At 68.2% G+C, this 19,328-nt stretch carries 16 protein-coding genes and 2 pseudogenes; 7 read left to right on the top strand and 11 right to left on the bottom strand.

Features of this window, described 5'->3' with window-relative positions; genetic code table 11:
* Positions 1–61: 61 nt before the first annotated feature.
* Positions 62–826 (bottom strand): maleylpyruvate isomerase family mycothiol-dependent enzyme, encoded by a 765-nt coding sequence (locus tag ACFVVO_RS35275; RefSeq protein ID WP_390060559.1) that lies wholly within the window; start codon positions 824–826, stop codon positions 62–64.
* 164 nt (positions 827–990) lie between these two features.
* Positions 991–1,344 carry a hypothetical protein gene (locus tag ACFVVO_RS35270; RefSeq protein WP_390060558.1) on the bottom strand — a complete coding sequence of 118 codons (354 nt, stop codon included), beginning with the start codon at positions 1,342–1,344 and terminating at the stop codon, positions 991–993.
* Positions 1,345–1,572: 228 nt separating this feature from the next.
* Between ACFVVO_RS35270 and ACFVVO_RS35265 the strand changes: the two are divergent.
* Positions 1,573–1,812: pseudogene (locus tag ACFVVO_RS35265) on the top strand (DUF664 domain-containing protein); the annotation flags it as partial.
* A gap of 107 nt (positions 1,813–1,919) precedes the next feature.
* Here ACFVVO_RS35265 and ACFVVO_RS35260 read toward each other — a convergent pair.
* The 3 genes and pseudogenes from ACFVVO_RS35260 to ACFVVO_RS35250 all read right to left on the bottom strand — a co-directional run.
* A pseudogene (locus tag ACFVVO_RS35260) lies at positions 1,920–2,085 on the bottom strand (transposase); the annotation flags it as partial.
* Positions 2,086–2,172: 87 nt separating this feature from the next.
* Positions 2,173–3,069, bottom strand: a complete 897-nt coding sequence (locus ACFVVO_RS35255) for a hypothetical protein (protein WP_390060556.1) — start codon at positions 3,067–3,069, stop codon at positions 2,173–2,175.
* A gap of 596 nt (positions 3,070–3,665) precedes the next feature.
* Positions 3,666–4,382, bottom strand: a complete 717-nt coding sequence (locus ACFVVO_RS35250; protein ID WP_390060554.1) for an AraC family transcriptional regulator — start codon at positions 4,380–4,382, stop codon at positions 3,666–3,668.
* A 236-nt stretch (positions 4,383–4,618) separates the two neighbouring features.
* Between ACFVVO_RS35250 and ACFVVO_RS35245 the strand changes: the two genes are divergently transcribed.
* Complete coding sequence (locus tag ACFVVO_RS35245; protein WP_390060553.1) at positions 4,619–5,281, top strand: alpha/beta fold hydrolase; 663 nt, start codon at positions 4,619–4,621, stop codon at positions 5,279–5,281.
* Positions 5,282–5,765: 484 nt separating this feature from the next.
* Here ACFVVO_RS35245 and ACFVVO_RS35240 read toward each other — a convergent pair whose 3' ends face one another.
* Positions 5,766–6,125: a hypothetical protein gene (locus ACFVVO_RS35240; RefSeq protein WP_390060551.1), complete on the bottom strand. Its 360-nt coding sequence runs from the start codon at positions 6,123–6,125 to the stop codon at positions 5,766–5,768.
* Between the two features lie 1,406 nt (positions 6,126–7,531).
* Between ACFVVO_RS35240 and ACFVVO_RS35235 the strand changes: the two genes are divergently transcribed.
* Positions 7,532–8,260 carry an SDR family oxidoreductase gene (locus ACFVVO_RS35235; RefSeq protein WP_390060549.1) on the top strand — a complete coding sequence of 243 codons (729 nt, stop codon included), beginning with the start codon at positions 7,532–7,534 and terminating at the stop codon, positions 8,258–8,260.
* Between the two features lie 266 nt (positions 8,261–8,526).
* Here ACFVVO_RS35235 and ACFVVO_RS35230 read toward each other — a convergent pair whose 3' ends face one another.
* A complete protein-coding gene (locus ACFVVO_RS35230) occupies positions 8,527–8,874 on the bottom strand; it encodes a VOC family protein (RefSeq protein WP_390060547.1) in 348 nt (115 codons plus the stop codon).
* 358 nt (positions 8,875–9,232) lie between these two features.
* Between ACFVVO_RS35230 and ppk2 the strand changes: the two genes are divergently transcribed.
* Positions 9,233–10,210, top strand: a complete 978-nt coding sequence (gene ppk2 / locus ACFVVO_RS35225) for a polyphosphate kinase 2 (RefSeq protein ID WP_390060576.1) — start codon at positions 9,233–9,235, stop codon at positions 10,208–10,210.
* 360 nt (positions 10,211–10,570) lie between these two features.
* On the opposite strand, the gene htpG is transcribed toward ppk2, so the two are convergent.
* Together htpG and ACFVVO_RS35215 are read right to left on the bottom strand one after the other, a co-directional pair.
* Positions 10,571–12,493 (bottom strand): molecular chaperone HtpG, encoded by a 1,923-nt coding sequence (gene htpG, locus ACFVVO_RS35220; protein ID WP_390060545.1) that lies wholly within the window; start codon positions 12,491–12,493, stop codon positions 10,571–10,573.
* A gap of 233 nt (positions 12,494–12,726) precedes the next feature.
* The gene (locus ACFVVO_RS35215) at positions 12,727–13,380 is read right to left on the bottom strand and encodes a type III effector protein (protein ID WP_390060543.1); all 654 of its coding nucleotides are present in this window, start codon (positions 13,378–13,380) and stop codon (positions 12,727–12,729) included.
* A 125-nt stretch (positions 13,381–13,505) separates the two neighbouring features.
* Between ACFVVO_RS35215 and ACFVVO_RS35210 the strand changes: the two genes are divergently transcribed.
* Complete coding sequence (locus ACFVVO_RS35210) at positions 13,506–13,937, top strand: Hsp20/alpha crystallin family protein (RefSeq protein ID WP_390060541.1); 432 nt, start codon at positions 13,506–13,508, stop codon at positions 13,935–13,937.
* A 453-nt stretch (positions 13,938–14,390) separates the two neighbouring features.
* Here the strand turns inward: ACFVVO_RS35210 and ACFVVO_RS35205 are convergent, their stop codons facing one another.
* Positions 14,391–15,740 carry a PQQ-binding-like beta-propeller repeat protein gene (locus ACFVVO_RS35205; protein ID WP_390060539.1) on the bottom strand — a complete coding sequence of 450 codons (1,350 nt, stop codon included), beginning with the start codon at positions 15,738–15,740 and terminating at the stop codon, positions 14,391–14,393.
* Entirely contained in the window at positions 15,737–16,288 is a 552-nt protein-coding gene (locus ACFVVO_RS35200) for a SigE family RNA polymerase sigma factor (protein WP_390060538.1), read from the bottom strand. Before ACFVVO_RS35200 ends, ACFVVO_RS35205 begins: the two co-directional genes overlap by 4 nt.
* Before the next feature lie 564 nt (positions 16,289–16,852).
* On the opposite strand from ACFVVO_RS35200, the gene ACFVVO_RS35195 reads away from it, so the two are divergent.
* Positions 16,853–18,703, top strand: coding sequence for a polymorphic toxin-type HINT domain-containing protein (locus tag ACFVVO_RS35195; RefSeq protein WP_390060537.1), 1,851 nt, complete (start codon positions 16,853–16,855; stop codon positions 18,701–18,703).
* The gene (locus ACFVVO_RS35190) at positions 18,700–19,122 is read left to right on the top strand and encodes a DUF4279 domain-containing protein (protein WP_390060535.1); all 423 of its coding nucleotides are present in this window, start codon (positions 18,700–18,702) and stop codon (positions 19,120–19,122) included. Before ACFVVO_RS35195 ends, ACFVVO_RS35190 begins: the two co-directional genes overlap by 4 nt.
* Positions 19,123–19,328 lie beyond the last annotated feature (206 nt).

Raw genomic sequence — 19,328 nt, 5'->3', positions numbered from 1 at the left:
ATTTAGACCGACCGGCAGTAGGCGTGCTGGGCATGCCCAGCACGCCTACTGCCGGTCGGTCTTAGCCCCAGTCCTGCAGCTGCTGGAGCAGGTCGGCGTCGCCCTCCATCCGCAGCGAGCCAGCCGGGATGCGCATGTACATGAGCAGGGCCATCTCGCTCGCCGTGCCGTAGATGGCGGCGGTGGGCTTGCTCTCGGCGGCCTCCGCCGCGGTGAGGCGGGTGAAGCGGGAACCGGCGGCGTCCACCGTCTGGCGCCAGGAGCCAGCCTCGGCTGCGTGGTAGTCCATGGTGGCGGGCTCGCCCGGCCACAGGACCGTGCCGGTGCAGACGGTGGCGAGGAACTCCTCGATGGCGTCGCCCGCCTCGGTCGTCGGCAGCTCCTGCGGGGTACCGGAGGCCAGCTGGGCGTCGTAGGTGTGGATCAGCGACTCCGGGACGCGGCGGCGGGCCACGGCGGCCACCGTGTGCGGCGAGGCCAGCGGCTCCCACCAGGCCCAGCAGCCCCGGTCCGGGCCGGCCTCGCGCAGAGCAGTAAGCAGCTGCTCCGTCGAGTCGGCCAGCCAGGTTATGAGGGCCTCGCGCTCCCTGGGCGCCGCCAGCCCGTCCTTGCTCGGCCGCTCGTCGCCCGGCGCGGTGTTCAGCACGATGTAGGCCCAGAAGCGGTCCCCCTCACTGAGGTGGTTCGCCAGGTCATACAGCGTCCAGCCCGGGCAGGACGGGACATCGGCGTCGAGGCTGGGGGCCGCGGCGACGGCGGCGCGGAACGCGGCGGACCGCTCGTCAATCATCCGCAGCAGGGTGGGGAAGTAGAGATGCTCAGGCACGCAGACCCTTGTATCACCCGGACCGGGACTCTCGCACTCGATTAAGACCGCCCAGCACGCCTACTGCCGGGCGCTCTTAGGAAGGTTCCGACGCCGTGTTCACACCAGCCCGCTCAGGGATCATCCCACCGGCCCGGCGTGCCACCCCAGCCTCCTTCGACGCCTCAGCGGAACTCGTGGACCACCTGGATCTCGCCGACGATGTGGGCGTTGAAGTCGTCCAGATCCTCGGCCGGAACCCAGAGTTCGAGAATCGTCCGCCCGCCGGCCTGCTGGACGGGATACCGGCTCAAGAACTTTGACTCGACCTCAAAACGAGTGACGAAGCCAGCGCCGTCGTGCTTCACGTTCCAGTCCCGGGCGATCCTGATCGCGTAGTCCTCGTTCAGGACCGGGTAGAAGATCGGCTGCTCGGGCAGCCGGGGCGGCCACGCACGCCAGTTCAGCTCCCGAACCAGATCCAGCTCCTTGGGGCCGGTGGGGCGCCATAGGGTCGTCGTTGCCTGCTGGCTGGTCATGTGCATCGCTCTCTGAACGTAGGGGCTGGTACGGCGTGTCGGGAGACCGGACGATACCGGCACCGCAAACTCAGTAGCTACGCAGTTTCCGCAGTCCGGGCAGCTCCGTGACGAGCAGTTACGGGACAGACATCAGAGCTCGTAACAAGATCTCGTAGGGATGGTCTGGTTGGGCGGGTGAGGGGTTCCGGCACCGGTCCCTCGCCCGTCATGGCAGAGTCGTCTCGTCTGATCGATAATTTCGCGAAAGAGTACCTGCACAGCGATCTGCGAGAGATGTGCGAGGCGGTCCTCTGGAAGCTCGATGGGCTCGTCGAGTACGACATCCGACGCCCCCTGACGTCGACTGGAACCAACCTTCTCGGCCTGGTCAAGCACCTGTCGATCTGGGAGTCCAGGTACTTCGGCCAGGTCTTCGACCGACCGTTCCCCGAACCTCTGATCACGACCCAGCCTTCTCGAGGCGCCTCCAGCAGATGAGGCTGCAGGCCAACGAGAGGAAGGCGTCGTGGAGTTCAAGGCGTCGTTCCCAACGCACGGCAAGGTGCTTGAACTGGTGGAGTAGGGCGAAGGTCGATACGAACAGCCGTCGATCAACGTCCTGCTCCGGTCGATCGCATAGCCGAGTAAGACGCCGATCTGTTCTCCGTCCGTCCGGCCGGCCGTGCCGGAATACTGCCGCTGAACGCCGGCCGACCGTGTTCCCTTCTTCAGGAAACCGGTGTCGTCCACCATCAGGACTGCCTCAGGATCACCGAGATTCTTGGCAACCTCTTCCTGGCTGACGACGCTGGAAACGTGGATGTCGATGGTGGCTTGCCGTGCCCGTCACTGGTTCGACCCCTTGGACTGGCGACGGGAGATCTCTTCCCGTGTCGTGCGCCACCGTGACCGAGTCTGCTCGACCACGTTGTCCCACTGCCGGCGGACCTCACGGTCGGAAGGGCGGTGGCCTTCACGGATTCGGCTGAGTTCGTCTCGTACCTCTCGTCCCAGTGCCGCCGATGCAACCAGGGCGAGCATGACTGCGAAGAGGGCGGAAATCATCGCGAAGACCGCACCGACCACCCCGTAGCGTGTCGCGGAGGAGTTGAACAGACGCGGCATGTAGATGGTTGCGCCCACTGAATAGGCCGCCGTCAGAGCGGCGCCGGTGACGCCGAAGGGAAGCAGGCCCGGCCACCCGATCCGCTTCGCCGACAGGATCCAGCCGCTCCAGACGAGGAACGCTGCAGTCACCGGTACTTGACACACCAAGGCGACCAGACCCAGCGCGTACCCGCCAAGGAGCGCGGAGAGCAACGTAATGACCACGGCATAGCCACCAAGTGTGAGGATCCACCACGAGCCGTTGCGCGTGTTGCGCACGCTGAGGGATTTGAGTTCCCATGCCTGTTCGAAGAGCCGCTGCGCGGCGCGCGTGAAACTCAGCACCGAGATCATCAGAAACACGACGCCGAAAACGCCGAAGCTCGCGCTGGGCCCCTCGGTAGAAGAGAACAGCGAGCGGACTGCCGTGGCGCCTGCTCCGGTGAGGTCGTAGCGTTTGATGATCCGCTCTGCGGCGTCGTAGTGCACGAAGACAGAGCCAAGGAGGATGGAGAGCGGGACCAATGCCGTCAAGGCGCTGGACGCCAGGGCCATTGAGCGGTCGAAACCCGAGATCTTTTGAAACCTGTTGATGACCCGCAGCGCGAACGCAGGCCGCAGCCAAAACGTCAGCATTCTGACGAGGCGTTCTCGGTTGATCTCCGTCGTCCCCTTCCGTGAAGATCGGACCTTTGTGGGCGACGCGAGCCTAACGGACGGCCGCTGGACCGATGCAGGGCGACACGACAAGCGGCATGCCGACCGCACGACTACCCGATGCCCCGCAGCGTCACGCAGCCCGCTGTACTACGGGAGATCACAGCTGACAGGGCTGTGGACAAGGCTTGACCTGGATCAAGCCCGTCGTAGACCGGCCTGCTGCCCGAAGACCGCCGCCCGGAGCCGAGTTCCTCGCGTGGTCCGCCGTTCACGGCCTCGCCGTCCTCCTCATCGACGGCCCCCTACGTGGCCTCCACCCGCCCAGGCCCACGACGCTGGCCAGCACGTCATCGACACGATCGAAGCGGCATCTGACCTCATCGCCAAGCATGGCGGAAATCCTCAACACCCAGCCCGTCAGACAGGCCCCAGCCCAACTAGCGGGCTCCAGATGTTGCCGGCCATGCGGTTGTTGACGTCTTCGGGCTGTGCGGGCTTGGGCCGGGCCGGCGCGGGCTCGGGGCGCGAGTGTGAACCAGGTCCACGGCCTGGGGGCCACGGCCAGCCTGGAGTCAAGCCCCGCGAACGGTGCTCTGGCGGCTGGCTCGGTAGCGGCCTGGAGTGGTGCCGATGATGTTGGTGAAGGCGGCGATGAAGCTGCTCGGGTTGGCCCATCCACAGGCGTAGGCAGTTTGGGTGGTGTCGTGGCCGTCGGCGAGGAGCACGAGCGCGTGGTAGATGCGTAGCTGGGTGCGCCACTCGTAGAAGGTCATCCCGAGTTCGCCGCGTAGCAGCCTGCTGAGGGTGCGGGAGCTGGCTCCGATCGTCTTCCCGAGTTCGGGCAGCGAGGCATTGTCTGACGGCCTCTCGGAGAGCATCCGCGCGATGGATCGCAGCCGGTCGTCCTGTGGCTCCGGTAGGTGCAGTGGCTGCTCCTGCGTTTCTCGGAGTTCATCGACGAGGACCCGAAGGAGGCGAGAACGGGAGGCGCGGCTATAGGCCGGCGCGCCATGGTCGTAGTCGTTCGGCCCGGTAAGGGCGAGCAGGACCTCGCGCGCGAGGCCGGAGGCCAGGAACACGGCGGGCCGGTCCGGTATGCGCCGAGCCAGGGATGGCGCAAGAAAGAGGATCCGCATGTCGGTGTCACCGTGCGCGCGGTGCTGGTGCGTGCATCCGCCGGGGGTCCAGGCGATCCGATTGGCGGGGACGATCGACGTGCCGCGGTCGGTACGAACTGCCAAGACGCCGGTGGCCGCGTATACCAGGTGTCCCCGTGCGTGCGACTGCACTGCGCTTGCTCCGCCGGACTGCCAGAGGTGCCGTCCGGCGGACGGCCACACATCTGACGTTACGGTGGTCGTTCTACGCGGTTGGCGGCGGTCAGGCATCATGCGGCAGTTTATCGGTAGTCAGCCATGCGCCGACGTGATGATCTGGGGTGGTCATGAGCCGCGGGCAGCGCCCCGCAGAACCACACGTCATTGGGGGCGCGCCTCGATGCCGCGGCCGACGAGAGGAGAAGCCGATGGCGACGTTCGTCCTCGTGCCCGGCGGTTGGCACGGCTCGTGGTCATTCGACGCGGTGGTTCCGCTGCTGGAGCGTGCCGGTCACACCGTTCACGCCCTGACCCTGACCGGTTTGCGGCCCGACGACGACAAGGTGACGATTGCGACCGCCAACCTGGACACCCACGCCGACGACGTATTGCGCCTCCTCGATCGCACTCACATCACCAGTGCGACGCTGGTCGGCCACAGCTACGGCGGCATGGTGATCTCCGCCGCCGCCGACCGTGCCCGCGGCCGGGTTTCACGACTTGTGTATCTCGACGCCTACGTGCCGCGCGACGGCGAGTCGTGTTGGTTGTCGACCTCGGAGCGCTACCGACAAGCGTTCATCACCGGCGCTGCGAGCACCGGCTACGCCGTGCTTCCCCCTGCCGGTGGCGATCCCCGCCGCCGTCCCCACCCGCTCGCCTCGTTCACGCAAACGATTCGGCTGACCGGTGCCGTCGACCATGTGCCCCGCCGCGAATTCATCTACTGCTCCGGATGGGAGGACCGCACCCCCTTCACTGAACTCCGCACCCGACTCAAAGCCGATAGGGACTGGCAAGTGCACGACCTCCCAACCGGCCATAATGCAATGCGTGAGGCCCCGGATGCCGTTGCCGAACTACTGACATGAGCAGCCCGCAGTGACGCACCGAAACGGCCCGTTGCCCCCAGAAGGACGCAAACGGCTGTGGAGCGCTGCCGCACCCGCCCGATCGCGCACATCGCAGCCGAGATGGGCATCTGCCTCTTACTGCATGAAATGGGTCGGGCCGCTACCGCCGGTACGGAGAACTCGGCCTCCTCGACCGTACCCACCCCGGCCCGGCATCCGGGGGCGGCCTCCGTCGGCAAGCGGGTACAGAGGATGCGATGCCCTACGGACGGCTCGGGCCCGTAGTCGAGGAACATCCCTTTCTCGCTGAATCGCTTGACGGCGGTCGGCCCCATCTCGTGCCCCCTTCATGCAGCGGGCTTCCGCAATGCTCGGCACCCCCCTGTCCGGCTGCCCGAGACGACAGGCGCGAGCCGAACAGAGCAGTGAGGGCGGCCCTACCGACGCACGCCGGTAGAGCCGCCCTCACTGTGTGCCCTGCCGCTTTCGGCGCGGCGGTGGGTCAGTGGTCGGAGTAGCTGAAGTTGCCCACGGTCCAGGCACTGACGTCCTCGATCGCAACACGGTACATTCCGCCCGTCTCCGGGATCCCCACCGTCCCCTGCAGGATCCGGGCGACGTGGAAGTGCAGATGCGTGGGCGGCCCGTCCTTCTCCGCTGAGGTGTCGAAGACGGCGGAGAACTCGCCCAGGTCGGCGGAATCCGTCAGCACCTCCGACACCCTCTGCCTCCACATGGCTTCTGGAGCCAGCCGGCCGGTGATGACAGCACCACTGGTGACCACGGTCAGGGACATCTGATTGCTCTGCCCGGACTCCACACGGGCGGCTATTTCAACGATCAGCTCGTCAGGCTTCGGCATGGGATCAGATTCTATGCGCCGGCCCGTCCGGGCGGCTTGAACGGGTGGCGCTACCGGGCGAGACGGGCGGCACCAGACTCCCTGATGCCGTCCGTACAGGCCAGGGTGCGCATGCGCGGAGGTTGCGAGCCAGGGGCGTGGACGGCCATCTCGATGGTGAACGGGTGGGCGGTCAGTTCCAGTGTGCAGGGTGTGGCGCAGGGCGTCGGTGACGAGTCCGGACACGATCAGGACCGCGGTGTCCGCGGCTCCCTCGGGCATTGGTCGGCTGCCGCAGGTTTTCGATGAAGGCTTGCGCGGTATCGCATCGTCGGCAACGGCCGCGGTGGTACCGACAGTCCTGGCGTTGGTGAACAGCGTGTTCATCAGGCTCACCCTGGTATCCGGATCGTTTGTGCCCGGCCCTTGCCCCACCCGGTTCTGTACCCCGCCCGCCCCCCGGAGCCCCCGTGCTCGCAGGGGGGACTGGAGATCGCGGTTGACGCGCCGCTTCGGTCGGTGGCGTCACGGGAAGCTCGGCGGGCGGCTCTTGGGCTCATCCGTGCCTCGGACTTGCGGCGGACGGCCCCCAGCACTTGAGCGACCACTTATGTAACGGCGACCCCAAATCGAGCGACACCGAGGTTGAGACGTGACGGGTGGCGGCTGCTGTGGCGGGGTGACGTGTGGCCGTAGCAGGGCGAGACCGAGCACGGCTCGGCTCGAGCGATCCGGGCCGGCCGGGTCGGGTCGGGTCGGGCAACGATGGGTCCACGGGGCAGTTCGCCGTGTCGACGAATATGAACCGGGCCGCCAGTGCCGCAGTGCCGAGCATGATGCCCAGTGCCCAGTGCCCAGTGCCCAGTGCCCAGTGCCCAGTGCCCAGTGCCCAGGCCGCGGCGACGGCATAGCCGTGCACGGTGGCGTTTCGGAGGGCGTGTGCGCCGCGGTGGTCGGCCAGGTAGGTGCTGGTGGCAGTGGCCGCGATGGTGTTGAGCAGCGCGGTGCCGATCGGCGCGCCGGTCTGCTGGGCGGTGTTGACGGCCGCGGACGCGACGCCGGCGTCGTGGGGAGCGACTCCGCCGGTCGCTGTTGCGACGGCTGGGGCGAACAGAGTGCCGATGCCGAGTCCGAGCAGGAGTTCGGCGGGCAGAGATGTATCCGGCCACGCTGAAGTCTCCGTACCGCGAGCGCCGATCCGCCTTCGGCGTGCAGCGCTACGGTGCGCTCGGCATCGCGCGTGCGGACTCGGAGGGGCGCCGGCGGGCCGCTGCGCGAACTGGGGGCGCCGCTCGACGAGACGGCCACGTTCGTCGACGGTCTCTGACGCCATCCCTCCCTTGGCCGATCAGCGGGCCGTTTCATGCCGCACCCACATAGCGGTTCATATGCCATATTTCGTACATGAACCCGACGAAAGGCATGGTATGAAGATCGCAGTCATCGGCGGTACCGGACTGATCGGGTCGCAGGTCGTCAAGGACCTCACCGCCGCCGGGCACGAGGCAATACCGCACTCGAAGTCCACCGGAGTCGACATCATCAGCGGCAGGGGACTGGATGAGGCGGTGGCGGGAGCGGACGTCGTCGTCAACCTGACGAACTCCCCGACCTTCGACGAAGCCTCCCTCGCCTTCTTCCAGACCTCGATGGACAACCTTCTGGCCGCGGCCCACAAAGGCGGCGTCGGCCACTTCGTCATCCTCTCGATCGTCGGCGGGGACCAGGTGCCGGAGCTGGACTACTACCGGGCCAAAGTGCTCCAGGAGAAGATCCTCGCGGCCGGGCCGATCCCCTACTCGATCGTCCGAGCCACGCAGTTCATGGATTTCATGGACGCGGTTCTTTCGTGGACCGCCGACGACGACACCGTCCGGCTGCCCGCCACGCCCATCCAGCCCATCGCCTCCAAGGACGTGGCCGCCGCGGTGGCGGAGGTCGCCGCCGGCGCCGCCCTGAACGGCATCCGCAACATCGCCGGCCCCGAGGTCTTCACCCTGGACGAGGTGGGCCGGATCACCCTGACCCACAAGGGCGACAGCCGCACCGTTGTCATTGACCCCACCGCCGGCATGTTCGCCCTCGTCAAGGGCGACGTCCTCACCGACAAGAACGCCCGCCTCGCCCCCACCCACTACGCTGACTGGCTCTCCTGACACCCCGCCTCCTGCGTTTCGTTCCCCGGCCCGGCGACCTTTCGTACGGGCGCCGACACCCGCGTCCCGCCAGCCTGGGATACGTCGACAGCGTCCACGACCCCTCTCTGGCGCCCGCCCTATGCTCCGGCGTCATCGCCTGCCACTGCCGAAGCCATGCTGGAAGCAGCCTCCTGCCACCCGGCTGCCGGAGATTGGCCGATGTCGTCGGAGCCGAGACCTCGGTAGGCAGGGGCAACGCGGTCCCGGGACGCAGGGGGAGGCTGTCAGCGGTGGCCCAGCACGTTGACCACCCGTCCGCTGGGGTCGCGAACGAAGAACCGCCGCACGCCCCACTCCTCGTCCTGCAAGGGGTGAATGATCTCCGCACCGCTCTCCCGCATGACCGTATAGGCCGCATCCACGTCGTCCACCTCGACGCTGACGTCGGGGGTGACAGGCGCGGTCTTGTCGCTGGTCATGACGCTGATTTGCGCTGCCGGGCTGGCCGGGGAGGCAAGCGTCATGATCCAGCCGTGGTTCATGACCTCCTCGAAGCCCAGCAGGCCGTAGAACTCCCGGCTTTCCCGCACAGCCTCCGACCGGATGTTGGGCACGACGCGGCGAACGACCATCGATGACTCCAAACGACAACGAACCTGTCTGCGTGTCTCCCCAGGAGTACTACGGCACGTCGCCGCGGCACGCACTTCGCAGACACCTCTGGAGCTGCCCTGGGTGACGCCGTCACCGATACGGCCGAAGGGGACCTGAAGAAGTGAGGACCCGGCCCACACCCGGTCGCACCACGTCCCAGTCGGCGACTGCAGCCGAGCCCGATGTCGATGTCTTGGCCTCGGCGTTCCCGGAGCAGCGCGCCCGGACAAGGCCTCGCAGTGGTGCGTCTGGGTCCGGCCTGCCGGGGCACGTGGAGGGGATCACCGGTCCGAGTGATGTGGCGGAGAGGCGGGGCGCGTGGCCGAGGCGGAGCAGGTGCTGGAGGCACAGGGGAGTCGGAGCACGGGGCGGGAGGACGGCCTGTTGCACGGGCTCGCGGTGGATGATCGACAGCCGGAGCGGCCGGTGCTTCTGGGCGGCGACGGTCGGCCGATCGAGACCTGGCGGGAAAACCACCCGTACGACCACCGGGTCGGGCGGCGCGAGTACGAGCGGACCAAGCGGATCTTGCAGATCGAGCTGCTCAAGCTGCAGCGGTGGGTGAAGGAGACGGGGCAGCGGATCGTCGTGGTCTGCGAAGGCCGGGACGCGGCCGGCAAGGGTGGCGCCATCAAGCGGTTCACCGAGCGGCTGAACCCCCGCGGCGCCCGTGTGGTGGCATTGGACAAGCCCACCGAGCGGGAGGCGGGGCAGTGGTACTTCCAGCGGTACGTCACCCACCTGCCGGATCGCGGTGAGATCGTCTTCTTCGACCGGTCCTGGTACAACCGGGCGGGGGTCGAAAGGGTCATGGGATTCTGCTCGGGGGAGGAGCGCCGGCGGTTTCTCCAGCAGGCACCGTTGTTCGAGCGGTTGCTGACCGACGAGGGCATTCTGCTGGTGAAGTTCTGGTTCTCGGTGTCGCGTGCCGAGCAGCGCACCCGGTTCGCGATACGGCAGGTCGATCCGGTGCGCCGCTGGAAGCTGTCCCCGACCGATCTGGCCTCGCTCGACCGCTGGGACGACTACACCGCGGCCAAGGTCGACATGTTCCGGGCGACCGACACCGCGCACGCGCCCTGGACGGTCGTGAAGAACAACGACAAGCGGCGGGGTCGGCTGGAGGCGATGCGCAGTCTGCTGAACCGTTTCGACTACCCGGCGAAGGATCTGGCGGCGGTGGGTACGCCCGATCCGCTGATCGTCGGTGCGGCGGACACCCTGCTGGAACCGGGCGAGCAACCCACGGCTCTCTCGCCGACACCGCTGGCAGGACCCGGCGGCGGACCCGGGAACCATCCGGACCCGAGGTGACGGTCGGGTAGCTGACCCCTTGACGAGGGTTCGGCGCGTTGGTGCGGCGGGGCTGACTTACCTGGATGCGCTGGAGTGACGTCCTCCTGGAGCTGGGCAACGCCGTTGGCGCGAAGGAAGGGGGTCGTACGAAAGATACCCGTGGAAGCGGACTGTCTCCGGCTGCAGGCTCCTGGTGGTGCCGACCGCCTGCCGGATCCGCATGAACCGGTGGACGGGTTTGCTGACGGACCGGGTGTCCCACAGCTTCACGTCTCCGATGCTGCCGGCGCTTACGAGGGTCTGTCCGGACGTGTCAGCCACTTCATGGGAGCGTCTGGTTGCGCTGTCGTACCGGCGCCGCCGGTACGACAGCGCTGGTTACAGTGCGCGTTGCAGACGGTCCGCCATCAGTTTGACGAACCGTGCCGGCTCCTTCGGCTGGCCGCCTTCGGCGAGTACGGCCAGGCCGTACAGGAGCTCGGCGGTCTCTGCGAGCGCCGTGTGGTCCGTGCGCTCTGTGTAGGCCTGGTTGAGGCCCTTCACCAGTTGGTGGTGGGCGTTGAGTTCCAGGATGCGCTTGGTGCGGGGCACCTCCTGGCCCATCGCGCGGTACATGTTCTCCAGGGCCGGGGTCAGGTCGTCGGCATCGGAGACTACACAGGCAGGGGAGACGGTCAGGCGCGACGAGAGGCGCACCTCCTTGACCTCTTCGCCCAGTTGCTGTGTCATCCAGTCGAGGAGCCCGGCGTATTCCTCGCTCTGCTTCTTCTGCTCGTCCTCGGATGTGTCCGCGTCGTCGGTGTCGAGGTCGATGCGGCCCTTGGCGACGGACCGCAGTTTCTTCCCTTCGTACGTGCCGACGGCGTCGGCCCAGACTTCGTCGACGGGATCGGTGAGCAGCAGCACCTCGATGCCGCGGTCCCGGAACGCTTCCATGTGTGGGGAGTTCTCGATGCTTTGCCGGGACTCGCCGGTCAGGTAGTAGATGTCGTCCTGCCCGTCCTTCATTCGTTCCAGGTACTGCTTGAGCGTGGTCTGCTCGGTGTCATGGTGGGTGCTCGCGAACGAGGCCACGGCGAGGAGAGCGTCGCGGTTGTCCGAGTCAGTGACGAGCCCCTCCTTGAGGACGGTGCCGAACTCCCGCCAGAACGTGGCGTAGCGATCCGGGTTCTTGGTCATCATGTCCTTGACGGTGGAGATGACCTTCTTCGTCAGGCGGCGGCGCATCATGTCGATGTGACGGTCCTGCTGGAGGATCTCGCGGGAGACGTTGAGCGAGAGGTCTGCCGCGTCGACGACGCCCTTGACGAAGCGGAGGTACGGCGGCAGCAGCGCCTCGCAGTCCTCCATGATGAGCACGCGCCTGACGTAGAGCTGCAGGCCCCGCTTGTAGTCCCGGTTGAACAGGTCATAGGGGGCGTGGGCGGGCAGGAACAGCAGGGCCTGGTACTCGAAGGTGCCCTCCGCCTGGAGCCGGATCGTCTCCAGCGGGTCGCGCCAGTCGTGTCCGACGTGCTTGTACAGCTCGTGGTACTCCTCCTCGGACACCTCGTCGCGGGAGCGCGCCCACAGGGCCTTCGTGGAGTTGAGCGTCTCGGGCGCGGGTGCCTCGTCGTTCTGGTCCTCCGGGCTCTTGCCGTCCGAGCCCGTGCCGTCGGGCGCCATGCGGATGGGCCAGGTGATGAAGTCCGAGTACCGCTTGATGATTTCCCGGATCTTGAACGGGGAGGTGTAGTCGTGCAGTTGGTTGTCCGGGTCGGCCGGCTTGAGGTGGAGGGTGACCGAGGTGCCCTGCGGTGCGTCGGCAACCGTCTCCAACGTGTAGGTGCCCTCACCACGTGATGTCCAGCGGGTGCCGTCGCTCTCACCGGCGCGCCGCGTCACCAGGGTCACTGCGTCCGCCACCATGAAGCCGGAGTAGAAGCCGACACCGAACTGGCCGATGAGGCCTTCCTCGGCCCCTTCCTTGGCCTCCCGCAGTTCTTGCAGGAACTGGGCGGTGCCCGAGTGGGCGATCGTGCCGATGAGGCGCCCCACCTCGTCGTAGGACATGCCGATGCCGTTGTCGCGCACGGTCAGGGTGCGGGCGTCCTTGTCGATGTCGAGCTCGATGTGCAGGTCGGACACGTCGGCGTCGAGGGAGTCGTGCCGCAACTTCTCAAGGCGCAGCTTGTCCAGCGCGTCGGAGGCGTTGGAGACGAGCTCGCGGAGGAAGACGTCCTTGTTCGAGTAGACGGAGTGGATCATCAGCTGCAGCAGCTGACGGGCCTCCACCTGGAACTCAAAGGTCTCGGTTGGCATGTTCGCGTATACCTCACAGGTCGTGTCATCGGACAACTGGCTCAGTTACTGAAAACAACGTAGGACGTGAAGATCAGGGTCGCCGCGGTTCGGGCGTGCGGGGTTCGTGGTGGCGGGCACCGCTGCCGGCAGCGGTGCCCGCCGGTCTCTCTCGGCGACCTCGTCGGGCGTCCGCCCGGACGCCACCGGCGGGCACGCGTCGTCGCTTCGACGGGCGCCGTGACGGCCGTCGGCTAGCCGGGGTCCGTGGCGGACGTCGTGAGGGTGTCGAGCTGGGCGGCGAGGTCGGGGTGGGCCGCCAGGTGGGGGCGGGCGGCGTTCAAGGGATGGATGAGGGCGGCGGGATCGTCCTGGGCGAGGGCGGCGTCGAGTTCGCTCAGTGGGTGGCGGGCGGCGGCGGGCAGGTCGGTGAGGGCGGTGATCCGGGCGGCGATGCGGCGCAGGTCGGCGGCGTTGTTCCGGGCCCAGGCGCTGGTGCTGCGCTGCGCGGCGCGGTGTTCGCGGATGGCTTGGACGCGCTGTTCGCCGGTGGTTCCGGCGGGGCCGGGCCGGTTGCGCAGGTAGCGGCGTTCGGCGGCCTGGCGGCTGGCGACGCCGAGGGGCTGGGCGAGGTCGGCCCAGCTGGCACCTGCGTCGCGGGCCGTCTCGATCAGACCGGTCTCCCACCCGGCGAGCTCCTCACGGACGTGGCGCAGCAGCAGCAAGGAGGCCAACGCCCGCTCCGGGCCGACACCGGAAGCGACGGAAGCGGCGGGGGCTTGCTGCTGGGCGGTCCGCAGGGCGTCGTCCATGGCTTCCAGGGCTGCCGCAGCAGCGAGGAACGATGCAGGGCCCTGGGCGCCGGTGGGGGCCGAGGCCGGTCGGTCAGGTCGATCCGCTGTCGTCATGGCACCTCCTCAGATCGTCATCGCCTGGATGACTGCCAAGATTGTCATCCATCAGATGACATGCTACAACGGTTTCGTAAGCGCATTGGCAGCTTCAGCCTGTACCTGTTGGAGGTGTTTTTCCGATGTTGATGCGCACCGACCCCTTCCGTGAACTCGACCGGCTGGCCCAGCAGATGACGGGCCCGGGCACCTGGTCGCGGCCGTCCCCGATGGCGATGGACGCCTACCGCGAGGGCGACGAGTACGTCGTGGCCTTCGACCTGCCCGGCGTCAGCCCCGAGGCGATCGACATCGACGTCGAGCGGAACATGCTCACCGTCAAGGCCGAACGTCGGCCCGCGGCGAAGTCCGACGACGTGCAGATGGAACTGTCCGAGCGGCCGCTGGGCATCTTCTCCCGCCAGATCGTCCTGGCCGACACCCTCGACACCGAACGCATCCGGGCCGACTACGACGCCGGTGTGCTCACGCTGCGTATCCCGATCGCCGAACGCGCCAAGCCCCGAAAGATCGCCATCGGCGCAGGGTCGGACCGCAAGGAGATCTCCGGCTGAGCCGGAGACCGAGGGCCAGTCAGCAGCGTAGGACGGGCGTCCACCCCTCTCTCGTCCTCCAGCCTGCCTGGACGGACCGAGGGAAGCTGGCGGCCAACGTGACCCTGCGATGCGAGACGTTCCTCGAGCAGGTGGGAACGCGGTGAGTACAGCAGGAAGCGGATCGCGCGGCCCGGACGGTCCTCGCGGCTACTGGGCGCGTACCTGGTCGGCGAGGTACGCGCCCAGTAGCCGCTCAGCATCCCGGAAAAGGGTGACCAGCCGGATGCCGGCCTGCGTCGTCGGCCATGGGCTCCAGGTGCCCGGCACGCCCCCCAGCCGAACGGCCCACCCGGAGGCACCAGCACGATGCTCGCCCGATCGCGTCGTTTGCTGTCGGGCCCCTGCGGTGCGGTGCGGCTGCGTAGGGGCGACGGGCCGGGGCGTGGGTGCTGCCCCGGCCCGTCGTTCGTGTCAGTGGCCGATCGGAGGGAGGAGGGAGATGATTTTGCTGCCGTTCCTGGCGATCAGTACGTCGTGGTAGAGCAGGAGTTGGGGTGTGTCTGTCAGACCGCGGGTAGGTTTGCCTGTGTCGACGTGGCCGTGCCAGAGCTGTTTGCCGGTGCGCAGGTCGAGACCGGACAGGTCCCCGGTCGGGCTGCAGAAGTACACGACCCCCTGCCGTGCGGAAACCACGGGAGCCGCGAGGGACGCCACCGTGTTCTGGTCGGGCATCGTGACGCCCACCGGGCCGCTCCACAGCGTCTGTCCGGTGGTCAGCGAGTAGGCGGCAGCCTTGCCTTTCCAGGACACGGAGATCAGACGGTCACCGGCGACGGTGAAGGTGGCCGCGTGTCCCTTGACCTGGCCGGGCAGTGTGGTCCGTTTCCCGGAGCCGCTGACGGTGGTCAGCTGAAGGTCGTCGCCGGCCGCATCCGCGGCCCCGGCCAGGACCAGCCGGTCTGCCGAGGTCCCGACCAGCTGCTGCCTGCCGGGAAGGGTCGTGACCTTGTGGGCCTCTCCGGTGGCGGGATCGAGACGGAAGACGTCGGTGTCGTGCACATCCTCGGTGTCCGGCGTGCACACCAGGTGGGGCACACCGCTCAGCACGGCCCGCTGGCATACGACGCCCTTGGCCCAGGTGTGGTGCCACTTCTCGGCACCGGTGTGCGGGTCGAGGGCCGACATCGTACGCAGGGACGGGGTGTTCGCCCATACCGCGCCGTCGATGAGCATGGCCGCCTGGCCGGTGCGGTCGTCCTGCGGCATCTCGATGGTCCACAGCCGCTTGCCGGTGCCGGCGTCCACCGCCACCAGATCGGTGCCGCCGGCGTAGTCGCCGTTCGGCTGGTTCTTCGCGGTGTGGTTGCGGTAGGCGTAGACGACGCCGTCGCGTACGGCGAACGGGTGGTCGATGCCGTCGCCTTCGCGATTGACCTTGACGGTCCACAGCCGCTCGCCGGTGCGGGCGTCGAACTTCGCGACGTCGTAGGCGGACCCGCTGCAATACAGTGCGGAACCGTCCACCAGGCAGCCCCGCTCGCCGGCGCCCGCCACGCCGCTCTGCCACGGGTGCCAGCCCTGCGGCGCCGCCGCCGGCTGCACGGGCCGGCCGTGTTCGCCCGCACCGCCGCCGCCGAGGCCGAGGCTCGCCCCCGCGGCGATCGCGGCGACAGCCACCGCGGCCCCCGCGGCCTGCGAGAAACGACGCCGGCTGCGCCGCCGTACCACCTGCTGCGCCAGGTTTGCCGGCGCCCGCACCTGGCCCAGGGCGACCGCGTGCAGCGTCTCGCGGACCTTCTCCTCCACCTGCTCTGTAGTCATGTCTGGATCTCCTTCGCCGTGTAGCTGAGCGGCGGTTGCTGTTCGGCATGCGCTTCGGGCTGAAGCTCCGGTACGAGCGCCCTGAGCTTCGCGAGCGACCGGTGCGCCGTGCTGCGCACCGTGCCGACCGGGCAGCCGAGCAGCGCTGCGACCTCGGCCTCCGGCAGGTCCTCGAAGTAGCGCAGTACGACCACGGCTCGCTGGCGCTTCGACAGACGGCCGAGCGCCGCCCACAACGCGATCCGCAGCTCCAGGTCCGCCCCGGTTTCCGTCTGTCCGCCGGACTCGGGCAGCACCGGCACCGTGGTCTCGGCATGGTGTCTGCGCAGCCGCCAGCGGTTGACCTGCTGGCGGTACATGATCTGGCGGACATACGCCTCGGGCTGTTCGATGCGCGCCCAACGCCCGTAGGCCTTCATCAGCGCGATCTGCAGCAGATCCTCCGCGGCGTGCCGGTCCCCGCCGGTGAGCAGCACCGCCAGCCGCAGCAGCGCGGTGGAGCGCATCGCTACGAACTCCCGGTAGTCATCGTGGCTCGAGGCCTCCATCGACCCTCCCCTTCTTCACGACCCCCACGACGCGGTGAGTCACCGGTGGCTATCCCTCAGCGGGCGAGATTGTGTGTTCCTACCAAGTCGGTGACAGCTGGGGGGGCGGCGGCCCCGCGGCCCCGCCTCGGCGCAGCTCGGCACGCTCCCCAGGTCCGGAGTCGGAGAGGGGCTCATCTCCGGGGCACGGGATGGTTCATGGCAGGGTGTCAGAAGGCGCTCGAAGCGGTCGTCACCCCCAAGACCCCGGTTGCGGGTCCGTTCCGACCGGCCGGCGGCGACGGCGCGCACCGCCTGGTGGTCGATGTGTTCCGGGGTTATGCCCAGGCGGCCGTCTGCCGGACCTGCCCGGCCCCGGCCCCCGCCTTGCGCCGGAGGAGGTGGCGCCCTCGTCAGGTCATCACGCAAAGCGCTCAGTTGATCATGACCGAAGGTAACGGTCTACGGTGTTGGCGACCACGCGTTCGACACGCGCGCAACACGAGGGCGGCCCGGCCGCCCAGGGGGAAGCGCCGACCCGCGCCGCACGACGCGGCGCTGTGAGGTCTGCGCCCTGAGGAAGAAATGTACCTGCACGCAAAACAAAAGATCGTCACGCTCGCGACCGCCTTGTTGCTGACCGTGGGCGCGGGCACCGCCGCAGCGGCCGGACCCGCCCCAAAGCACGAGCCCGAGCCCACCCTGCTGGAGATCGCGGCCAAAGTGGCGCAGTACTCCGACTGCGGTTCCCAGCCGCTGCTGGAACGGCCCTCCTGCCTCAAGGAGTTCGCCCTCAAGTCCGCCAAACTGGGCCTCGGCGTGGGCGTCTTCCTTTACGTCACCCGTGACGCGATGAAGGACGAGGGTGCCTCTTTCAAGGGACTGGAGAAGGAGCTGACCGAGCTGTACAAGCTCAAGCCCCAACTCCTGCTCGACCCGGACAAGGAGCCCGACCCGGAGAAGAAGAAGCAGATCTTCGAGCAGACGCTCAAGGCGCTCAAGGCCGCCAAGCCGCACGTGGACAAGCTGCGCACCGACCTCGTGAAGGCGTCCCGGATGCTCGACGCCCACACCGAGTCGGTCGAGGCCCTGGCCGTGCTCGCCGTGGTGGTGGGGGACTACTACCCGGATCCCAAGCCCGTCGACGACCGGCCGCCGAAGGACACCTGGGACATCGCGGGCTTCTTCAAGGACATCGGAAAGAGCCTGGACCAGATCAACGCCGGCTTCGACAAGATGAACGGCGCCCTCGATGACATGAACAAGGCCACGGCCGAGGTCAACAAGGGCCTGGACGAGGCCAACAAGGGCATCGAGAAGGCCAATCGGGGGATGGACAAGCTCAACGAAGGGATCAAGGAGGCCAACAAGGGGCTGAACGAGACCAAGAAGGCCGTCGACGGCATCGGCAAGGGCGCGTCGAAGCTCCGCCAGGTACCCGAGTTCGACTTCGACTTCTCCCGCCTCGCCGACCGGATCGGTTCGAAGGACACGACTCCCGAAGAACGGGCCGCGCAAGAGCGCCGGATGTCGCTACTGCTCAATCTGCTGCCCGGGATCGGCGATGGCAAGGGCGTCCTCGAAGCCATCACCGGCACCGATCTGGCCACCGAAGAGAAGGTGAGCAACACCGACCGGTTGCTGGGCTCGCTCGCGGTCATGCGCTGGCTCAAGTACGGGGGCAAGTTGCTCCCGGAGGACGTCCGCGCCGCCCGCAAGGGCGACAAGCTGCCCCCGTGCAACAGCTTCCCGGCTGGCACACGGGTCCTCATGGGCGACGGCACCACCGCGTTGCCCATCGAGGAGATCACGGTCGGCGACAGTGTCCTGGCCGGCGACCCGCAGGCGGGGATCACCGGCGTGCGTTCGGTGGAAGACACGATCTACACGCCCGAGGACGAGGACTTCACCGGCGTGCGCCTGGCCGGCGACGGGGGCGACGGACCACCCGCGCTCACCGCGACCGACCACCACCCCTTCTGGGTGGAGAACCGGGGACGGTGGACCGACGCCCGCGACCTGAACTCCGGCGACACCCTCCGCGCCCCCGACGGCACCAGCGTACGGATCGACAAGGTCACGCACTGGAAGGAGCCGCAGGGCGCCTACAACCTGACCGTCAACGACCTCCACACCTACTATGTGCTGGCGGGGACGACTCCCGTACTCGTCCACAACGCGTCGTGTGATTTCATCCGCGGAGAGATCCCCGACGCCGCGGCCATCGACCGCGGCTCCCTGGTCAAGATCAAGGAGAAACAACTCGAAAAGGCGCTGAAAAGCGTCGGCGAGGACCCGCACGCCTTCAAGGCCGACTGGGTGGGGAAGAACAACGTGTCGCGGTTCGACGCGATGCGCGACGGAGAGGGCAGGGTCGTCCTCGTGAGCAAGGACGGGAAGATCTTGGTTCCGACCAACTACAGGTACCGGCCGTGAGCGCCTTCCGGATGTACCTGAGGGTGGTCAGCGAGTCCCTGCAACCGGAGGAGATCTCCGCGCGGCTGGAGACCGGGCCCGACGAAGCGACCGCGATCGGCAGCCGCAGGCGCCCCCAGTCGCCGCCGCGCGCGCACACGACCTGGATCCGGCACGCCTCGGCCGGAGACGGGCCCGGACGGCCGGAGGATCTCGAACCCGTGATCCTCGGCTGGGGACCGCAGTTCGCCGCGGCCCTGGGGCGGCTGGCCGCCTCCGGGGACGCCGAGGTCTCCCTCGCGATCGTGCAGGAGCTCACCGACCCGGAGGACCCGCAGCAGAAGGGCATCTGGCTGGGCGCGGCCCTGCTGGCCTGGCTCGCGGAGGCCGGAGCGTCGCTGGACATCGACCAGTACGTGTACTACGGCGACGACCAGTGAGCGGCTCGCTGTTCAGAAAGCGGGCGCTGCCCAGGAATTCCTGACGCCTTAGGGCCCGACCGGGCCGAGACCGCGGTGCGCCCGGGACGCCGGGCGCCCCCCGGTCTCGGGCCCCCACCGGGCGCCCCCGGCGGGGCGGCGGGGGGGGGGGCCGGGCCCGCGGCGCCCCCCCCCCCCCCGAGAGCCCACAGAGCGAGGGGGGAGGT

It is taken from the genome of Streptomyces sp. NPDC058145, from assembly GCF_042884245.1.
Classification (GTDB): Bacteria; Actinomycetota; Actinomycetes; order Streptomycetales; family Streptomycetaceae; genus Streptomyces.
This window is presented reverse-complemented; position numbering and strand designations above follow the sequence as displayed.